This window comes from Micromonospora sp. IBSANI012, assembly GCF_052814045.1.
Genome location: NZ_CP199933.1, coordinates 5,088,898 through 5,106,480 on the forward strand (window position 1 = coordinate 5,088,898; position 17,583 = coordinate 5,106,480).

Here is a 17,583-nt window from a genome sequence, read left to right on the forward strand (position 1 = left end):
CGGCACCTCGGAATGTCGGTCGGCCATTCGTTCGCTCATCGTCGTACCCCTCCGGTCGTCGGGACGGGACTCCCCGGTGTCAGGCCGAGCGCGACCAGCTCGTCGCGGGCGAAGGCCAGCTCGGCGGCGATGCCGGCGGCCAGTTCCGCGTCGGTGCGCGGCCGACGCGCCGCCGGCAGCACCCCCCACGTGTACGTCTCGACGTCGAGGTGGTCGCAGCCGGCGCCGGGACCGGCGAACAGCTCGGCCAGCGCGGTGCGCAGCACCGGCACGGTCGAGGTCAGCGGTGGTTCGGGCGGGGCGTGCAGCGGCACGTGGTAGTGCACCCGCCACGGCCCCGGCGGCCGCCCGGCCAGCGCGCCGTCCAGGTCGTCGGCGGCGTACGCCGGGTCGGCCGGGTCGGCGGCGTGGGCGGTGCCGGCGGCCCGGGTCTGGTGCAGGAAGCGGGGCTCCACCCAGCGCGCCAGCGCGTCGGCGGCGGTCGGCGGGTGAGCCGCCTCCAGGGCGGCGGAGACCTGCACCTTGACCACCGGGAGCCCGGCGGCGCGCAGCCGGGCCAGCGCCTCGGCCGGCTCCTCCCAGGCGCAGGCGAGGTGCGCCAGGTCCAGGCAGACGCCGAGCCGGTCGGTGTCCACGCCGGCCAGCGCGGTGACCGCCTGGCCGGTGCGCTCGACCACGCAGCCCGGCTCCGGCTCGAAGCCGACCCGCACCGGGCGGCCGGTGTCCCGTTCGATCGCGGCGAGCCCGGCCGCGAGGTCGTCCAGCCGACGGCGGGCGGTGTCGGCGCGGGTGGCGTCCCAGGGCTGCCGCCAGGCCAGCGGCAGGGTGGAGACCGAGCCCCGGGCCGCGTCGTCGGGGAGCAGGTCGGCCAGGATCCGGGCCAGGTCGAGGGTGTAGCGCAGCCGGGCGTCGGTGGTCCAGTCCGGACGGTAGACCGCGCCCTTGACCACGGGTGCCTGGAAGGCCGCGTACGGGAAGCCGTTGAGGGTGACCACCTCCAGCCCGCGACGGGTCAGCTCGGCGCGCAGCCGGCGCCGGGCGGCCGGGTCGGCGGCCAGCTCGGCGGCGACCGGCGCGGCCAGCCAGAGGCCGAGCCCGAGCAGGTCGGCGCCGAGCGCCTCGCGCACCGGCTCGGCGTGGGTCTGCAGTTGGGCGAGGATGCCGGCGGCGTCCTCGGCGGGGTGCACGTTGGTGCAGTAGCCGAGGTGGACGGTGCTGCCGTCGGCGTGCCGCAGCCGCATCAGTCGCCGCCGCGCAGGATCGAGTTCCCGGCGAAGGTCCCGGCGGACGCGGCGTCCAGGTCGGTCAGGTCGAGCCGGCCGGACTGCCCGTAGAACTCCACCGGGTTGCGCCAGAGCACCCGGTCGACGTCGTCGTCGGTGAACCCGGCCAGCAGCATCGCCTCGCCGGTGGCCCGGGTCAGCAGCGGGTCCGAGCGCCCCCAGTCGGCGGCGGAGTTGACCAGCACCCGCTCCGGCCCGTACGTGCGCAGCAGCTCCACCATCCGAGGCGGGGACATCTTGGTGTCCGGATAGATGGAGAAGCCCAGCCAGCAGCCGGTGTCCCGGACCAGCTTGACGGTCACCTCGTTGAGGTGGTCCAGCACCACCCGGCCGGGGTCGATGCCGGACTCGGCGACCACCGCGAGGCTGCGCTCGACGCCCCGGGCCTTGTCCCGGTGCGGGGTGTGCACCAGCGCCGGCAGGTCGTGCGCCACGGCCAGGGCCAGCTGGGCAGCGAACGCCTCGTCCTCCTGCGGGGTCATCGAGTCGTACCCGATCTCGCCGACGGCCACCACGGTGTCCTTCTCCAGGTAGCGCGGGAGCAGGTCGAGCACCGGTCGGCAGCGCGGGTCGTTGGCCTCCTTCGGGTTGAGCGCGACGGTGGCGTGGTGCCGGACGCCGAACTGCCCGGCCCGGAACGGCTCCCACCCGATCAGCGAGTCGAAGTAGTCGGCGAAGGAGGCGGGGCTGGTGCGCGGCTGCCCCAGCCAGAACGCCGGCTCCACCACCGCGCGGACCCCGGCGGCGGCCATCCGCTCGTAGTCGTCGGTGGTCCGCGACGTCATGTGGATGTGCGGGTCGAAGATGCGCATTCACGCCTCCCTGATGGTGTGCCGGTCGAGCAGGTCGGTGGCGTCGGCGGGCAGTTCCCGGCCGGCGGCGTGCCGCTCCGCGGCGAGCGCGGCGAGCATCGCGGCCAGCTCGCCGTCGGCGCGGCGGTCCAGGTCGGCCACGACGGCCAGCGGCACGCCGGCGAAGACGCACTTGAGCACCGCCTGCCGCCAGGACGCCGGGTCCAGGTGCCGGGCGTACGGGCCGAGGGCGGCGGCCACCAGCCGGGTGTCGTTGGTGCGGATCGCGTCGTGCAGCAGCGGCACCCCGGCCGCGCCGACGGGCAGCAGCGGCAGGGCCTTGAGCACGGCCCGCTTCTCGGCGGCGTCGCCGTGCCGGTACAGCGCCTCGGCGTGCGTGGCGTGGTCGGCGGGCAGCGCGGTGAGCAGCAGCGCGCGGGCCGCCTCGTCGGCGGTCCAGCCGGGCGCGTCGGCCAGGTCACCCCGACCGCAGTGCCGGCCGGCGGCCGGGAAGAACCGCGCGATCGTCGCGGGTTCGGCCGCGACGCGGCGCAGCGCCGCCGCCAGCCAGTCGGGATCGGGTACGCCCTCGAGCGCGGCCCGCAGTCGATCCGGTGTCATCCGTCTCTCCTCCCCTGGTGCTGGTCGGTGTCTAGGCCACCTCGGTCGCCCGGTGCGGCAGGCCGGTCGGGGCGGCCCCGGCGGCTCGGCCCGCCTCGGCGGCGGCGCGCAGGAAGTCGATGGACCGGGCGGCGACGGTGGGCGCGGCGTGCGAGTGCCGGGGCAGCTCCACCGCCACCAGCCCCCGGTAGCCGGCGTCGGTGAGGGCGCGCAGCACCGGCGGGAAGTCGATCTCGCCGGCGCCGAACTCCAGGTGTTCGTGCACGCCCCGGCGCATGTCGTCGATCTGCACGTTGACCAGGTGCGCGGCCACCTCGTGGACACACTCGGGCACCGGGCGCGGCTCCAGGCAGCGGCAGTGTCCGATGTCGAGGGTGATGCCGAAGCGCGCCGGGTCGCCGAGGGCCTGCCGGAGCCGCCGCCAGCCGGCGATGTCCTCGACGAGCATCCCGGGCTCCGGCTCGAAGCCGAGGGTCACCCCGGCACGGTCCGCGGCGTCGAGCACCGTGGCGCAGCCGGCGACCAGCCGGTCCCAGGCGACGGCCGGCGGTACGGCGTCGGGGCGGACACCGGCCCAGCAGGAGACCGCCTCCGCGCCGAGGTCGGCGCCGATCCGGACCGCCCGGGTCAGGAAGTCGATCCGCCGGGCCGGCTCGTCGTGCAGCAGCGTCGGCGCGTGCTTGTGCCAGGGGTCGAGCAGGTAGCGGGCCCCGGTCTCGACGACCACGGCGAGGCCGAGCGAGTCCAGCCGGCGGGCCACCTCGTCGACCCGGCGGGCCAGCCCGGGCGCGAACGGGTCGAGGTGGTCGTGGTCGAGGGTGAGCGCGACGCCCTGGTAGCCCAGCTCGGCGATGACCGCGAGGGCGTCGTCCAGCCGGTGGTTGGCGAAGCCGTTGGTCCCGTAGCCGAACCGCGGCCCCGCCCCGGCCCGCTGCTCCGGGCCGACCGGGTCAGGGGTCGGCCGCGGCGGCGGGGCCGGCGGGCGGGGCCGCGGGGTGCTCATGTCGGGGAGACCCTGCGGGCCAGCCGGCGGCCCAGCGGCGCGGCGGCCGCCACCGCCAGGCCGAGCAGACCGGCACCGGCCCGGGCGGTGAGCGCGCCCTGCAACGCCGGCAGCCCGGTGATCCCGGCGCCGACCGCGGCGCGCACCCGGCCGGCGGACGGGTCGGCCGCCACCCGGACCTGCGCCCCGCCGTACCGGGCGGCGTACCAGCCGGCCAGCGCGACGGGCAGCGCGGCGGCGGCGCGGCGCGCACCGGCACCGGGGCCGGCGGTGGCCGACGCGACGGACCAGGCGGCGGCCGACGCCACGAGGCCGGTGCGAGCCGGGCGACCGGCGGCGGTCGACGCGACGAGCCCGACGGTGGGCGGAGCCGGGCGGGCCCCGGGTGCCGGGGCGGGGCGGGCGGCAGGGGCCGTGGACCGGCGGGCGGCGGCGAGCGCGACCAGGGCGGTGCCGACGAGGGTGCGCAGCGGCAGCGCGGTGTCCGCGCCGGCCACCTCGCGCCGGGAGAGCGCGGTGACGGTGACGGTGTGCGCGGCGACGGTGAGCGCCGCCGGCAGCGCCCGGACCGGCCGCCCGCCGGTCGCGCCGAGCAGCACGTCCAGCCCCCGGCAGGCGGCCATCACGGCCGGGCCGGCGGCGGTGTTCTTCGCCGCCAGGTCGTACCCCCAGATCGTCGCGGCGAGCGGGATCGCGACGGCGGCGGCCCGGCGGCCGCCCGTGACGGCGGCCAGACCCAGGCCGGCGGCGGTGAGGCCGGCGGCGAGACCGAGCGCGGTCGCGGACGAGACCCGGCCGCTGGGGATCGGCCGCTCGGGGCGTTCGACGGCGTCCAGCCGGCGGTCGGCCCAGTCGTTGGCGGCCATCCCGGCCCAGTACAGCAGCACCGACGCGCCGGCCAGCCCGGCGGTACGCGGACCGAGCGCCCCGGCCGCGGCGGCGCCGGCGACCACGTCGCCCGGTACGGAGAGCGCGGCCGGCGCCCGGACCAGCTCGGCCAGGTCGCCCAGCCTGCTCATGCCGTCGCCGCCCTTTGGTCGGCGACGCCATGAGGCTCCACCGCGCTGCGCTGAATGATTCGCTCGCTGCGCTCGCTCATGCCGTCGCCTCGGCGTGCAGCCGCCCGGTGAACTCGACCAGCCGCTGCCACTGCTCGCTCAGCGAGTGGGTGGGTGAGCCGAGCGGGTCCTTGAAGAAGAACGCCAGGTCGGTCAGGGGGCCGACCCGGCCGGCGGCATGCGCGGCGGCGGTCAGCCGGGCCAGGTCGAGCACGAGCGGGGCGGCGAGCGCGGAGTCGCAGCCGTGCCAGCTGAACTCCATCCGCATGCCGGTGCCGAGGAAACCGGTGAAGGTGATCAGGTCCCAGGCGGTCTTGAAGTCGCCCAGTTCCTCGACGTACTCGATGCGGGTGCCGCCCTGCGGCAGGTAGCCGAGGGTCTCGCCGAGGACGCGCTGCTTGCTCTCCACCTTGGCGGCGTTGGCGGCCGGGTCGGCGAGGGTGGCGCCGTCACCGCCGCCGAGCAGGTTGACCCCGGACCAGGAGCGCACGGCCAGGTGCCGCATCGCGAACATCGGCGCGAGCACCGACTTCACCAGCGTCTCCCCGGTCTTGCCGTCGTGCCCGGCGTACGGCAGGCCGCGCGCGACGGCCAGTTCGGCCAGCGCCGGCAGCCGCAGCCCGGTGGACGGGGTGAAGTCGACGTACGGGCAGCCGGCCTCGACGGCGGCGTACCCGTAGAGCGAGCTGGGCGGCAGCACCTCGTCGGGGCCGGCGAGCGCGGCCCGCAGGGCGGCCGGGTCGGCGTGCCCGGGGTGCGGCCGGGCGGCCGGTTCGGTGGCGGAGACGTCGACCATCACCACCCGGTCCAGCCGGTGCCGCCGGCGGAACGCGGTGAGGTCGGCGACGACGGCGGCGGCCCGGTCGGCCTGGGTGCCGCCGGTGGGGGCGGGTCGCAGGTCCTCCTCGACGGCGGTCAGCTCGGCGGCGAGGGTGGCGGCCAGCCGGCCGGGCAGCACGCCCGCGTCGGCCAGCGTCTCGGCCCGCTTGGTCAGCGGGGTGGTGACCAGGTCGTGGCCGCCGAAGAACAGGTCGGCGAAGGTGGGCAGGGCCGGCCCGCGCAGCGCGGGCAGCTCGGTGACGCAACCGGTCGGCGCGGTGAGTCCGGCCCGCAGGGCGAGACCGCCGACGATGCTGGTGGTCGCGACCGAACCGCGCGCCCCCACCAGCCAGACACCCGTACGCATGGTGCTCCTTCCGTCCGGAGGAACCGCCCCTTGCATCTAGCTACATCAATATCAGATGGTTCGCCGGAAAGATACCGGTCCGCCGGGGCCCCGTCCGCCCGGACGTCCGGGGCGGGACCGGGCCGCGGCGGCGACGTCGGCGGCGCGACGCCGGACCCGGTACCCCGCACGGCGTGCGGACGGGGCTGGCAGGCAGGGTCGGTCGGCGTCTCGGCCCTGCCTCCCCCGTATCCGGTCGACGGGCGGCGACGCGCCCCGCGACCGGACGTGTGGTGGTGGCGGCCCGGGCCCGGCCGGTGGCGGCCGGACGTGCTGCGGGTCGCCGGGACGGTGGTGGCGGTCCTCCGGTGCGGCCGGGGAATCCCGGTCCGGCCGCACCGGACGACCGTCGTACGCGTGCGCCGCCGGCCGTGTGGCCGGGGTGGCACGCCCTCCGGTGCCGATCCCGTCCCGTCCGCGGGGCGCAACCGCGGTCGGTCCTCGCCGGTCAGCGCCGGAGGTGGCCTGGTCAGACGGAGAGCGCGGCCAGCGCGGGCTCCACCTCCGTCCACCGGGAGCCCAGCTCCGCCGAGCGGGTCACCGCGTCCAGCACCAGCTGGACCTGCAACGCGTCGGCGAAGGAGGGCGTCGGGTCGACGCCGGTCGCGACCGCCTCGACGAAGTCGCGCATCTGGTGGGTGAAGGAGTGCTCGTAGCCGATGATGTGCCCCGGCGGCCACCAGGCCGACAGGTACGGATGCTCCGCCTCGGTCACCAGGATGCGGGTGAAGCCCTGCTCGGCCGTGGGCCGGGTGGCGTCGTAGAACTCCAGCTCGTTGAGGCGTTCCAGGTCGAAGGCGACGGTCCCGAGGGACCCGTTGATCTCCACCCGGAGGGCGTTCTTGCGACCGGTGGCGAACCGGCTCGCCTCGTACGTGGCCAGCGCCCCGTCGTCCAGCCGGGCGACGAAGACCGCCGCGTCGTCGACGGTGACCGCACCGGTGGCCCGGCCGTTACCGTCGGCCTGCGCGGCCAGGCCGCTCGACCCGCCCGGCAACGGCCGTTCCTTGACGAACGTCTCGGTCACCGCGCTGACCCCGGTGATCCGCTGGCCCGTGACGTACTGGGTCAGGTCGATGATGTGCGCGCCGATGTCACCGAGCGCGCCGGAGCCCGCCCTGTCCTTCTGCAACCGCCACACCAGCGGGAACTGCGGGTCGACGATCCAGTCCTGGAGGTACGCCGCCCGGACGTGCCGCAGCACCCCGAGCCGGCCCTCGGCGACGAGCTGCCGCATCAGGGCGACCGCAGGCACCCGGCGGTAGTTGAACCCGCACATCGACCGTACCCCCGCGGCCCGGGCGGTGGCCGCGGCGGCGGTCATCTCCCGGGCCTCGGCCACCGTGTTGGCCAGCGGCTTCTCGCAGATGACGTGCTTGCCGGCGGCGAGCGCGGCGAGCGCGATCTCGGCGTGGCTGTCCCCGGGCGTGCAGATGTCGACCACGTCGATGTCGTCCGAGGCGACCAGGTCCCGCCAGTCGGTGCTGTACGCGTCCCAGCCGAGCCGGTCGGCCGCGGCGGCGACCTTCCCGGCGTCCCGGCCGCAGATCGTCGCCATCCGGACCCGCGCCGGCAGCTCGAACACCCGGTTCACGGTGCGCCACGCCTGCGAGTGCGCGGCGCCCATGAACTCGTAGCCGACCATGCCGACCCGCAGTTCACTGTGCTGTGTGGACAAGGTGGGTCTCCCCCCGTGTGTCAGAACCCGAGCTTGAGGTAGTTGCTCGCGTTCTCCTTGGTGATCGTCTCGGAGGCGAGCACGATCTCCTTGGGCACCTGGAGTTCCACCAGGTCGGACATGCCCTTGCCCTGGCCGATCAGGCGCGCCAGGGAGATGGCCGAGGAGGCCATCGACGGGCTGTAGGTGACGGTGGCCTTGAGCACCGTGTTGTCGGACTGGATGTCCTCCATCGCCTTCTTCGAGCCGGCGCCGCCGACCATGAAGAACTCCTTGCGGTTGGCCTGACTGACCGCCGCGAGAACGCCGATGCCCTGGTCGTCGTCGTGGTTCCAGAGCGCGTCGATCTTCGGCAGCGCCTGGAACAGGCCGCTCGCCTCCTGCTGGCCGGAGTCGGCGGTGAACCGCGCCGCCCGCCGGTTGGCGACCTTGAGGCCGTTCGCCGCGAGGGTGTCGGCGAAGCCCTTCGACCGCTCCTGGGTCAGCTCCAGCTCGTCCATGCCGGCGATCTCCCCGATCACCGGGTTGCTGACGCCCTTGGCCTTGAGCTGCGCCACGATGTAGGTGGCCGCGGCCACCCCCATGCCGTAGTTGTCGCCCTTGATCTGCAGCCGGTAGGCGCGCGCGTCGGGGAAGGCCCGGTCCAGGTTGACCACCGGGATGCCGGCCTTCATCGCCTCCAGACCGAAGGCGTTGAGTTCCTTGCCGTCGTGCGGCAGCAGCACGATGACGTCGGGCTTCTGCGAGATCAGCGTGGACAGCGCCGCCCGCTGCGCCGCCGCGTCCGCGCCGGCCTCGACGGACTTGAACTCCACGTCCGAGTACGCCTGGGCCTGCGCCTTGGCGTTGTTGGTGATGGCGGCGATCCAGCCGTGGTCGGCGGCCGGGGCGGAGAAGCCGATGGTCACCTTCTTGCCCGGCTCGGCGTTGCCGCCGGTCGCGGCCGCCTTGGTCTGCGCGGCGGTGGGCTCGGTCTCGTTGCTGGTGCAGCCGGCGAGGAGCACGCCGGCGCCGACGGCGGCCCCGCCGAACAGCAACCGACGGCGGGACAGGTCACGACTGTGCTGGGTCATGACGACCTCCAAAGTGACGGTGGTGGAGCGAAAAGGGTGTGCGGATCCCGGCCACCGTCGTCAGGTGGCCGCCGAGATGCGGTGTGTCGTGAGGAGGGCGGCGCGTCACCGCGCCGCGGACGGTCAGGCGGTGGTGGCCCGGTTGCGGCCGAGGAACTGGGTCAGACTGCGGAACTGCACCTGCTGGACCAGGACGGCGCCGACGATGATGCCGCCCTTGACCATGTTCTGCGCCTCCGTGGAGAGGCCGTTGATGGCGAAGAGGTTGGTGATGGTGGAGAAGATCAGCACCCCGAGCAGGGAGCCGACGATGGTGCCCCGGCCGCCGCTGAGCAGCGTCCCGCCGATGATGGCCGCGGCGATCGCGTCCAGCTCGTACAGGTTGGCCATGGCGGCCTGGGCGGAGTTGGCCTGCGCGGTGAGCATGACCGCGGCGATGCCGCAGCAGAGGCCGGAGAGCGCGTAGAGCAGCAGGGTGTGCCGGCGGACGTCGATGCCGGCCAGTCGGGCCGCCTCCGGGTTGCCGCCGACGGCGACCGTGCGCCGGCCGAAGGTGGTGCGGTTGAGCAGCACCCAGCCCGCCGCGACCACGGCCGCCAGGATGTAGACCAGCAACGGGATGCCGAGCAGCTTCGTGCTGGCGATGTCGTTGATGAAGGTGTTGTTCGAGACCTGGGTCTGCTTGTCGGAGATCTCCGCGGCCAGGCCGCGGGCGGCGACCATCATGGCCAGCGTGGCGATGAACGGCACCAGTCGCCCGTACGAGATCAGCAGGCCGTTGACCAGCCCGACCGCCACGCCCACGGTGAGCGCGCTGAAGATCATGCCGCCGGCGCCGTAGCTCTGGGTGGCGACCGTGGTGCACCAGACCCCGGCCAGCGCGACGATCGCGCCGACGGAGAGGTCGATGCCCCCGCCGATGATGACGAAGGTCATCCCGACGGTCACCACGCCGACCACCGAGGCCAGCTTGAGGATGGTCAGGGTGTTGTTCCACACCCAGTCCGGGTCGGAGTAGAGGTCCGAGCGGGTGGCGGCGCCGATGACGACCAGCACCGCCAGCACCGCGATCAGGCCGAGGTTGCGCTTCGCGCCCTCGCCGCCGTCGCCGTGCCACCAGGACAGCCGGCCCGGCCCGGCGGACTTCCCGCCGGCCGCCGCCGTCTCGGCCGGGTCGACGGGCGGGGACTGCGCCGGCAGCTCCGCCCGGCTCTCCGGCGTCGCGGTCTCGCTCATGCCGCCACCTCGCTCCGCTGTGTGCGCTCGTTCATGCCGGCGCGCCTTCCATCAGAGACCCCGCCATGACGAGGTCGAGCACGGTGTTCTCGTCCAGTTCGCCGGCCGGCGCCTCGCGCACCCTCCGGCCCTCGCGCATGACCAGCACCCGGTCGGCCAGGCCGAGCACCTCGGGCACCTCGCTGGAGACCAGCAGCACCCCGACGCCCTGCGCGGCCAGGTCGCGGATCACCCGGTAGAGCTCGGCCCGGGCGCCCACGTCCACCCCGCGGGTGGGTTCGTCCAGCAGCAGCAGCCGGGTGTCGCCGAGCAGCCAGCGCCCGACCACCACCTTCTGCTGGTTGCCGCCGGAGAGCGTGCGCACCGGGCGGCGCACGTCCCGGGGCCGCAGCTGGAGGCTGTCGGCGATCCGTTCCGCCTCGTCGCGCTCGCGGCCGGCGTCGGTGAACCCGAGTCGGGCGTACCGGCTGAAGGTGGCGAGGGTGACGTTGCGGTGAATCGGCTCGCCGAGCAGCAGCGCCTGGCTCTTGCGCTCCTCGGGCGCCATCCCCAGGCCGGCCCGCACGGCCGCGCCGACGCTGCCCGGACGCAGCGCCCGACCGTCCACCCGGACGGTGCCGGTGTCGGCGCGGCGGGCGCCGAAGATGGTCTCCAGCAGCTCGGACCGGCCGGAGCCGACCAGGCCGGCGATGCCGACGATCTCGCCGGCCCGCACGGTGAGGGAGACGTCGGCGAACTCCCCGGCGCGGCCGAGCCCGTCGACCCGCAGCAGCTCCGCGCCGGCCTCGGTCGCGGCCGGGCGGTCCGGGAAGACGTACTCGATGGTGCGGCCGGTCATCTTCGCGACCAGGTCGCGGGTCGGGGTCTCCCGGGCGGGCAGGTTCGCCGCGGTGGTCCGGCCGTCCTTGAGTACGGTGACCCGGTCGCCGATCTCGCGGATCTCCTCCAACCGGTGCGAGATGTAGATGACCGCGATGCCCTGCGCGGTGAGTTCCCGGATGATCCGGAACAGGTTGCCCACCTCGTCGTGGGCCAGCACCGCGCTCGGCTCGTCCATGATGATCAGTCGCGCCTCGTGGGAGAGCGCCCGGGCCATGCTGACCACCTGCTTGCCGGCGGCCGGCAGTGCGCGGACCATCCGGCCGGGCGGGATCTCGCCGTGGCCGAGCCGGCCCAGGATCTCCCGGGTCCGGCGGGCCATCTGCCCGCGCCGGACGAAGCCGACCCGGCGCGGCTCGTGGCCGAGGAAGGCGTTCTCCGCCACCGAGAGGTCCTCGACCAGGTCGAGTTCCTGGTAGATGGTGGCGATCCCGGCACGCATGGCGGCCTGCGGGTCGGCGAAGGCGGCGGGCTGGCCGCGCCACTCGACGTGCCCCGAGTCCGGCCGGTGCACCCCGGCGAGCACCTTGATCAGGGTGGACTTGCCGGCGCCGTTCTGCCCCAGCAGGCAGTGCACCTCGCCGGCCCGCACCTCCAGCTGCACCCCGTCCAGCGCCCGTACGCCGGGGAAGGTCTTCACCACGTCGGTGAGGCGCAGGACCACCTCGCCCGCGACGGTGTCGGCGGGCGGGGTGACCAACGGAGCCGTCCCGCCCTCGGACGCGCTCACCGGGCCACCTCAGTTCGCGACTGCGGGGCTCGCAGACCCGGCTCACTCCTCGCGCTCACCGGGGCGTCTTCCGTTCGCGACTGCGGGGCTCGCAGACCCGGCTCACTCCTCGCGCTCACCGGGGCGTCTTCCGTTCGCGACTGCGGGGCTCGCAGACCCGGCTCACTCCTCGCGCTCACGATGCCTCCCCGAATGCGACGTCGCTCGCCAGCACCGCGGCGCCGGCGACACCGGCGCGGGGGCCCAGCTCGGACAGGACGACCGGCAGGTTGCCGGTGGCCAGCGGCAGCGACCGGCGGTAGACCACGCTGCGGATCTCGGCGAGCAGGATGTGACCGAGCTGGGCCAGTCCGCCGCCGATCACGATCATCGAGGGGTTGGTGAAGCTGACCAGGCCGGCCAGCACCTGGCCGACCCGCCGGCCGCCGTCGCGGATCAGCTGGATGCAGGTGACGTCGCCCTCGACCGCAGCCTCGGCGACGTCCCGGGCGGTGACCACGCCCCGGGCGGCGAGCCGTTCGGCGAGCGCCGGGGAGGTGCCGGCCCGGGCGGCGGCGATGGCCTCGCGGGCCAGGGCGGCCCCGCTGAAGACCGCCTCCAGGCAGCCGACGTTGCCGCAGGAGCAGACCGCGCCGTGCGCGTCGACCTGGATGTGGCCGATGTCGCCGGCGCAGCCGTCGGTGCCCCGGTAGACCTCGCCGCTGAGGTAGATCCCGCACCCTATGCCGGTGCCGATCTTGACGAACAGGAAGTCGTCGATCGAGTGGGCGACCCCGCCGTGCCGTTCCCCGATCGCCATGATGTTGACGTCGTTGTCGACCACCGCCGGGCAACCGTGTTCGCGGGTGAGCAGCTCACGGACGGGGAACCGGTCCCAGCCGGGCATGATGGGCGGCGAGACGGGCACCCCGTCGCGGAAGCTCACCGGCCCGGGAACGCCCACGCCGACGCCGTCCAGCTTCTCGTACGCCCCGTCCACCCGAGCCTTGTGCAACAGCTCGTTGACCCGGTGCAGGATCACCTTCGGGCCGGAGCGGATGTCGGCCGGCTCGGCGTACGCGGCGACCGGCTCCAGCCGGCCGTTGACCACCTCGACGTCGATCGAGCTGGCGCCGAGGTCGACGGCGGCGAAGCGCAACCGGGGGTCCAGCTCGACCAGGGTCGAGCGGCGCCCGCCCCGGGAGGCGGCCAGTCCCGCCTCGGCCACCAGCCCGAGCCCGACCAGCCGCTCCAGCTCGGCCAGCAGCCGGGGCCGGGGCATCTGGAGGCGGTCACCCAGCTCGGCCCGGGACGCCGGCCCCGCGTCGCGGAGCAGCCGCAACAGCCGTAGGTGCAGGGGTTCTGCCGTCCGCACGGGATCCACCTCCGCGTCGGGGTTCACACCGATGTGACGTCGATGTGTTGTGTCCGACACAGTAGGAGCCTTCCGTGCCTCCTGTCCATAGCTTCGGTCAATCCGCCGCCAACTTTTGTCCGTTAGGACAAAAGCTATAAGTGGATCAAGAAAAGGTCGACCCCGTCGCGCCGGACGCGACGGGGTCGACCTCGGGCCTGCCGGAGGGGCTAGCGCTCCCCGGCGGCGTTGCGCTTCTTCTTGAGCTTGCGGTCGTCGCGCAGCTCGACGTAGGGCTCCTCCTCCGGCGAGTGGCCGGCCGAGATGGCCCGGCCGCGCTCCAGCTCCGCGTCGAACTCGGCGCCGAGCAGGATGGCGATGTTGCTCAGCCACAGCCAGACCAGGAAGATGATCACGCCGGCCAGCGCGCCGTAGGTCTTGTTGTAGGACGCGAAGTTGCTGACGTACAGGGCGAAGAGGCCGGAGATCACCAGCCAGATCACCACGGCCAGCACGCCGCCCGGGCTGACCCAGCGGAAGCCGCCGTGCCGGGCGTTCGGCGAGGCCCAGTAGAGGATCGCGAACATCAGGCTGACCAGGAGCAGCAGCACCGGCCACTTGGCGATGTTCCACACGGTCACCGCGGTGGAGCCCAGTCCGATCGCGCTACCGACCTGCTCGGCGAGGCCGCCGGTGAAGACCACGATCACCGCGCAGGCCAGCAGCATCACGCCGATCACCGCGGTCACCCCGAGCCGGATCGGCAGGGTCTTCCAGATCGGCCGCCCCTCGGGCACGTCGTAGATGGTGTTCGAGGCGCGCATGAAGGCGGCGATGTAGCCGGAGGCGGACCAGAAGGCGGCGAGCAGACCGACGATCGCGGCGATGCTGGCCAGCCCGCCCGAGGCGCCCGCCTGCTCGATGGCGCCCTCGATGATCTTCCGGATGTTCTCCTCCGGCACCGCCTGGTTGACGGTGTCCTTGACCCCCTCGGTGGCCCGGTCGCCGAGCAGGCCGAGTAGGGAGATCAGCACCAGCAGCCCGGGGAAGATGGAGAGCACCCCGTAGTAGGTCAGCGCGGCCGCCCAGTCGGTGAGGTTGTCGTCCTGGAACTCCCTGACGGTGCGCTTCAGGGCCGCCACCCAGCCGGAGCCGGGCAGCTTGGCCGGGCTCTCCGGGCCCTCGTCGGGGCCGACCGGCCGGCTGCCGCGCGGGTTACGGCCCCCCGGGTCGCCCGAACGGGACCCGGCCGCGGTCGCGGTGTTCTGGTCGTCGCGGTCGCGCCCGGCCCGGGCGGACGTGTCGTCGGAGGCCATCGCCCCTCCTCGTGGTCAACGGTTGTCCCCCCGACATGCCCCGGGAAAGCCAGCCGTTAACCCCTCACTTGTAGAGCAGGCCCACCATCCGCCGGGACGCCACGGCCAGCCCGAGCGCGGTCAGCGCCAGCAGGTAGAGCAGGTCCAGCAACCACAGCCAACCGGACCCGCCGACACAGATGTCCCGGATCAGGTGCACCGAGCGGTAGAGCGGGGTCACCTCCACCACCCAGCGCAGCAGCGCCGGGTAGTCCTCGGCCGGCACGAAGGTGCCCGAGAAGAGGAAGAGGGTGAACTGCGCCGAGCCCATCAGGTCGAAGTCCTGCCAGCTGCGCATGAAGGTGGCCAGCGCCATGCCGATCGCGCCGAAGGTGAAGCCGACCAGCACCGCCGCCGGGAACGCCAGCAGCGCCCGCCCCACGGAGGTCAGCTCCATCGCCACCATCACCGCGAGGAAGGCCGCCGAGTAGGCCGAGCCGCGTACCATCGCCCACCCCAGCTCCCCGAGCGCGATCTCGAAGGGCCGCACCGGGGTGGCGATGATCCCGTCGTAGAGCTTGAGGTACTTCATCTTGCCGAAGAAGTTGAAGGTGGTCTCGGCCAGCGCCCCGGTCATCGCCGAGGAGGCGAGCATGGCCGGGGCGACGAACGCGGCGTACTCCACCACCCGGCCGTCGGGCAGGGTGAGCCCGTCGATCAACTGGCCCACCCCGACCCCGATGGAGAACAGGTAGAGCACCGGCTCGACGAACCCGGAGAGCAGCAACAGCCAGTAGACCGACTTGAGCGCCGCCACGTTGCGCTCGACCACCGAGGCCGACCGGCGCGACGTGCCGGAGACGTCGAGCAGCCGGGGCAGGACGAGAGTGACCACGCGAGCCTCCTAGACCACGAGCCGGCGACGGAAGAGCCGGGCGGCCAGCAGCCAGCCGCCCAGCGCCCAGGCCGCGAGGTAGAGCAGGTGGCCGACGACGGACCACTGCGGGGCCACGCCGAGCGTCGCCGCGCGGCACAGGTCGACGGCGTGCCAGAGCGGCGTCGCGTACGCCAGCCAGCGCAGCACGCCGGGCAGCGACTCGACCGGGAAGAAGATCCCGGCGAAGAGCGTCATCGGGATCACCGCGAACCGGAACAGCATGGCCAGCCAGCTGTCGCTGTCCACCACCGCCGCGTACGCGAAGGTCGGCGCGGCGACCGCCAGGCAGAGCAGCGCCACCACCGGCAGGGTGGCCACCGCCCAGCCCGAGCGCAGCGCCCCGAACAGCGCCGTCACCAGCAGGAACGCGACGCTGGCGGTGAGCGCCCGGAACAGCACGAAGGCCAGGTGGCCGGCGAGGATGTCGCGGATCCGCAGCGGCGCCGCGGTCTGCGCGGAGTAGGTCTTGATCCACTGGAAGTTGCTGAACACCGGCCAGGTCGATTCGCCGATGGTCACCTGGAGCGCGGTCGAGGCGAGCAGCCCGGGCACGATCCAGTCGAGGTAGCGCACCCCGTCGACGCCCTGGTCGACATACGCGCCCACGCCCAGGCCGAAGCCGACCACGGTCAGTGTCGGCAGCAGGAAGGACGAGAAGACCCCGGCCCGCCAGGTGCGGCGGTAGCCGGTCAGGTAGTGCGCCAGCACCGCCAGCGCCGGCACCCTGGGCAACGGGGGCCGTTGCGCCACGCTCACCCGGACCTCCTCTCACCCGCCGTCCACCACGGCCTTCCTACCCCGGGGGTACGACAGGCCGCGGCAACCCTACGGCCGGCCGCCCCGCGTGTCGCGCCCTTTACCCGGTGCGGCGGTGGAACGTCGTGGGCGCCGCTCAGGCGGTGCGGGTCCTGGCGAGCAACGCGAGCGCGGCGTAGCCCCAGAGCAGCAGCCCGGCGCCGGTGCCGACGACCAGGCCGGCCTGGACCGACGAGGTGAGCGCGACGACCAGCCCGGCCAGCGCCACCAGGCACAGCGCGCCGCCGAGCGGCACCAGCAGCCGGTCACGCAGCACCGGGGCCAGCGGCACGAAGTGCAGCCCGACCACCGCGCAGACCAGGACCGGAACGAACTCCGACCAGCCGAGCCCGACCAGGGCGAGGGCGCCGAGCACCGCCACGGCGAACTCGACGGCGACGATGACGCCGTACCGGCGGTCGGCGGCCCGGTCGCGGGGCAGGGCGGCGGCTGCGCGCCCGGTCCGGACCACGATGACCGCCCCGAGCAGCGCGGTGAGCAGGGCCAGGCCGCTGGCCACCACGAGCGCGGTGCGCAGCGGCGGGTCGGCCGCCGGCACGCTGAACCAGATTGTGGCGAACACGCCAAGGTAGAGCGCGGTCAACCCGGCCTGGCGTCTCGATCCGGCATCCATGGTGGACTCCTCCCCCGTCGACCGCCGATGCTACGCAGTGGCCGGGGCCGCCCCGGCCACGGCCGTCAGTCGACCAGGGTGCGGCCGGTGAGGTGCAGGAAGACGTCCTCCAGGCTGCTGCGCCGGACCAGGACGCTGGCCGGCGTCAGGCCCCGCGCCTCCACCTGGCCGACAGCGGCGTCCCCGTCGGTGACGTAGAGCAGGATCCGGTCGGGCAGCACCTCGACCCGCTCCCCCAGCCCGTCGAGCTTGCCGGCGAACGCCTCCTGCGACTCGGCCGCGAAGCGCAGCTCCACCACCTCGCGGGTGGAGTGCCGCTCGATCAGCGCCCGGGGCGAGCCCTCGGCGACGATCCGCCCGCCGTCCATCACCACGAGGCGGTCGCAGAGCTGCTCGGCCTCGTCCATGTAGTGGGTGGTCAGCACCAGCGTCACCCCCTGCTGCTTGAGCCGGAACAGCCGCTCCCAGACCAGGTGCCGGGCCTGCGGGTCGAGCCCGGTGGTCGGCTCGTCGAGCAGCACGATCTCGGGCTCGTTGACCAGCGCGCGGGCGATGGTCAGCCGGCGCTTCATGCCGCCGGAGAGCGGCTCGACCTTGCTGTCGGCCCGCTCGGTGAGTTGCACGAAGTCGAGCAGCTCGGCGGCGCGCGCCCGGGCCACCGCGCGGGGCACGCCGAAGTAGCGGGCGTAGGTGGTGAGGTTCTCCCGGACGGTCAGCTCGGGGTCGAGATTGTCGAGCTGGGGGCAGACGCCGAGCCGCGCCCGGATGGCGGGGCCGTCGCGCACCGGGTCCATGCCGAGGATGCGCAGCTCGCCGCCGCTGGGCGGGGAGATGCAGCCGATCATGCGCATGGTGGAGGACTTGCCGGCGCCGTTCGGCCCGAGGAAGCCGAACGCCTCGCCGGGGCGCACCTCGACGTCGATGCCGTCGACGGCGGTGAAGTCGCCGAACCGCTTCACCAGCCCCCGAGCCTGGATGAGTGGTTGAGCAGTGGTCACCGGCCGACCCTACC

The 17,583-nt window shown here is 74.2% G+C and carries 16 protein-coding genes; all 16 read right to left on the minus strand.

What is annotated here, in order from left to right:
- Positions 1–35 precede the first annotated feature (35 nt).
- On the minus strand, positions 36–1,241 hold the full coding sequence (gene eboE / locus ACTWM8_RS23445; RefSeq protein ID WP_446210917.1) for a metabolite traffic protein EboE: 1,206 nt from the start codon (positions 1,239–1,241) through the stop codon (positions 36–38).
- A complete protein-coding gene (locus ACTWM8_RS23450; protein WP_154942557.1) occupies positions 1,241–2,095 on the minus strand; it encodes a TatD family hydrolase in 855 nt (284 codons plus the stop codon). The genes eboE and ACTWM8_RS23450 overlap by 1 nt, the downstream gene beginning before the upstream one ends.
- Complete coding sequence (locus ACTWM8_RS23455; RefSeq protein ID WP_446210918.1) at positions 2,096–2,695, minus strand: EboA domain-containing protein; 600 nt, start codon at positions 2,693–2,695, stop codon at positions 2,096–2,098.
- A 31-nt stretch (positions 2,696–2,726) separates the two neighbouring features.
- Complete coding sequence (locus ACTWM8_RS23460) at positions 2,727–3,698, minus strand: sugar phosphate isomerase/epimerase family protein (RefSeq protein WP_446210919.1); 972 nt, start codon at positions 3,696–3,698, stop codon at positions 2,727–2,729.
- Entirely contained in the window at positions 3,695–4,717 is a 1,023-nt protein-coding gene (locus ACTWM8_RS23465; protein WP_446210920.1) for an SCO3242 family prenyltransferase, read from the minus strand. The genes ACTWM8_RS23460 and ACTWM8_RS23465 overlap by 4 nt, the downstream gene beginning before the upstream one ends.
- A 76-nt stretch (positions 4,718–4,793) precedes the next feature.
- The gene (locus ACTWM8_RS23470; RefSeq protein ID WP_446210921.1) at positions 4,794–5,942 is read right to left on the minus strand and encodes an inositol-3-phosphate synthase; all 1,149 of its coding nucleotides are present in this window, start codon (positions 5,940–5,942) and stop codon (positions 4,794–4,796) included.
- A 508-nt stretch (positions 5,943–6,450) separates the two neighbouring features.
- A complete protein-coding gene (locus ACTWM8_RS23475) occupies positions 6,451–7,626 on the minus strand; it encodes a Gfo/Idh/MocA family protein (protein WP_446214641.1) in 1,176 nt (391 codons plus the stop codon).
- Between the two features lie 53 nt (positions 7,627–7,679).
- Positions 7,680–8,732, minus strand: a complete 1,053-nt coding sequence (locus ACTWM8_RS23480; RefSeq protein ID WP_446210922.1) for a substrate-binding domain-containing protein — start codon at positions 8,730–8,732, stop codon at positions 7,680–7,682.
- 123 nt (positions 8,733–8,855) lie between these two features.
- Entirely contained in the window at positions 8,856–9,968 is a 1,113-nt protein-coding gene (locus tag ACTWM8_RS23485; RefSeq protein ID WP_446210923.1) for an ABC transporter permease, read from the minus strand.
- Between the two features lie 31 nt (positions 9,969–9,999).
- Entirely contained in the window at positions 10,000–11,511 is a 1,512-nt protein-coding gene (locus ACTWM8_RS23490; RefSeq protein WP_446214642.1) for a sugar ABC transporter ATP-binding protein, read from the minus strand.
- Positions 11,512–11,752: 241 nt separating this feature from the next.
- On the minus strand, positions 11,753–12,931 hold the full coding sequence (locus ACTWM8_RS23495) for an ROK family protein (protein ID WP_446210924.1): 1,179 nt from the start codon (positions 12,929–12,931) through the stop codon (positions 11,753–11,755).
- Between the two features lie 209 nt (positions 12,932–13,140).
- Complete coding sequence (locus tag ACTWM8_RS23500; protein ID WP_446210925.1) at positions 13,141–14,226, minus strand: YihY/virulence factor BrkB family protein; 1,086 nt, start codon at positions 14,224–14,226, stop codon at positions 13,141–13,143.
- Positions 14,227–14,290: 64 nt separating this feature from the next.
- Positions 14,291–15,100, minus strand: coding sequence for an ABC transporter permease (locus tag ACTWM8_RS23505; protein WP_446210926.1), 810 nt, complete (start codon positions 15,098–15,100; stop codon positions 14,291–14,293).
- A gap of 9 nt (positions 15,101–15,109) precedes the next feature.
- Positions 15,110–15,898: an ABC transporter permease gene (locus tag ACTWM8_RS23510; RefSeq protein ID WP_446210927.1), complete on the minus strand. Its 789-nt coding sequence runs from the start codon at positions 15,896–15,898 to the stop codon at positions 15,110–15,112.
- Positions 15,899–16,034: 136 nt separating this feature from the next.
- Positions 16,035–16,571 carry a hypothetical protein gene (locus tag ACTWM8_RS23515; RefSeq protein WP_446210928.1) on the minus strand — a complete coding sequence of 179 codons (537 nt, stop codon included), beginning with the start codon at positions 16,569–16,571 and terminating at the stop codon, positions 16,035–16,037.
- A 65-nt stretch (positions 16,572–16,636) separates the two neighbouring features.
- Positions 16,637–17,569, minus strand: a complete 933-nt coding sequence (locus tag ACTWM8_RS23520) for an ABC transporter ATP-binding protein (protein WP_088960835.1) — start codon at positions 17,567–17,569, stop codon at positions 16,637–16,639.
- Positions 17,570–17,583 lie beyond the last annotated feature (14 nt).

What these genes read in the sequence shown, in the direction of transcription:
- eboE (WP_446210917.1), bottom strand. Translation starts at nt 1,241, where the DNA reads ATGCGGCTGCGGCACGCCGACGGCAGCACCGTCCACCTCGGCTACTGC.
- ACTWM8_RS23450 (WP_154942557.1), bottom strand. Translation starts at nt 2,095, where the DNA reads ATGCGCATCTTCGACCCGCACATCCACATGACGTCGCGGACCACCGAC.
- ACTWM8_RS23455 (WP_446210918.1), bottom strand. Translation starts at nt 2,695, where the DNA reads ATGACACCGGATCGACTGCGGGCCGCGCTCGAGGGCGTACCCGATCCC.
- ACTWM8_RS23460 (WP_446210919.1), bottom strand. Translation starts at nt 3,698, where the DNA reads ATGAGCACCCCGCGGCCCCGCCCGCCGGCCCCGCCGCCGCGGCCGACC.
- ACTWM8_RS23465 (WP_446210920.1), bottom strand. Translation starts at nt 4,717, where the DNA reads ATGAGCAGGCTGGGCGACCTGGCCGAGCTGGTCCGGGCGCCGGCCGCG.
- ACTWM8_RS23470 (WP_446210921.1), bottom strand. Translation starts at nt 5,942, where the DNA reads ATGCGTACGGGTGTCTGGCTGGTGGGGGCGCGCGGTTCGGTCGCGACC.
- ACTWM8_RS23475 (WP_446214641.1), bottom strand. Translation starts at nt 7,626, where the DNA reads ATGGTCGGCTACGAGTTCATGGGCGCCGCGCACTCGCAGGCGTGGCGC.
- ACTWM8_RS23480 (WP_446210922.1), bottom strand. Translation starts at nt 8,732, where the DNA reads ATGACCCAGCACAGTCGTGACCTGTCCCGCCGTCGGTTGCTGTTCGGC.
- ACTWM8_RS23485 (WP_446210923.1), bottom strand. Translation starts at nt 9,968, where the DNA reads ATGAGCGAGACCGCGACGCCGGAGAGCCGGGCGGAGCTGCCGGCGCAG.
- ACTWM8_RS23500 (WP_446210925.1), bottom strand. Translation starts at nt 14,226, where the DNA reads ATGGCCTCCGACGACACGTCCGCCCGGGCCGGGCGCGACCGCGACGAC.
- ACTWM8_RS23515 (WP_446210928.1), bottom strand. Translation starts at nt 16,571, where the DNA reads ATGGATGCCGGATCGAGACGCCAGGCCGGGTTGACCGCGCTCTACCTT.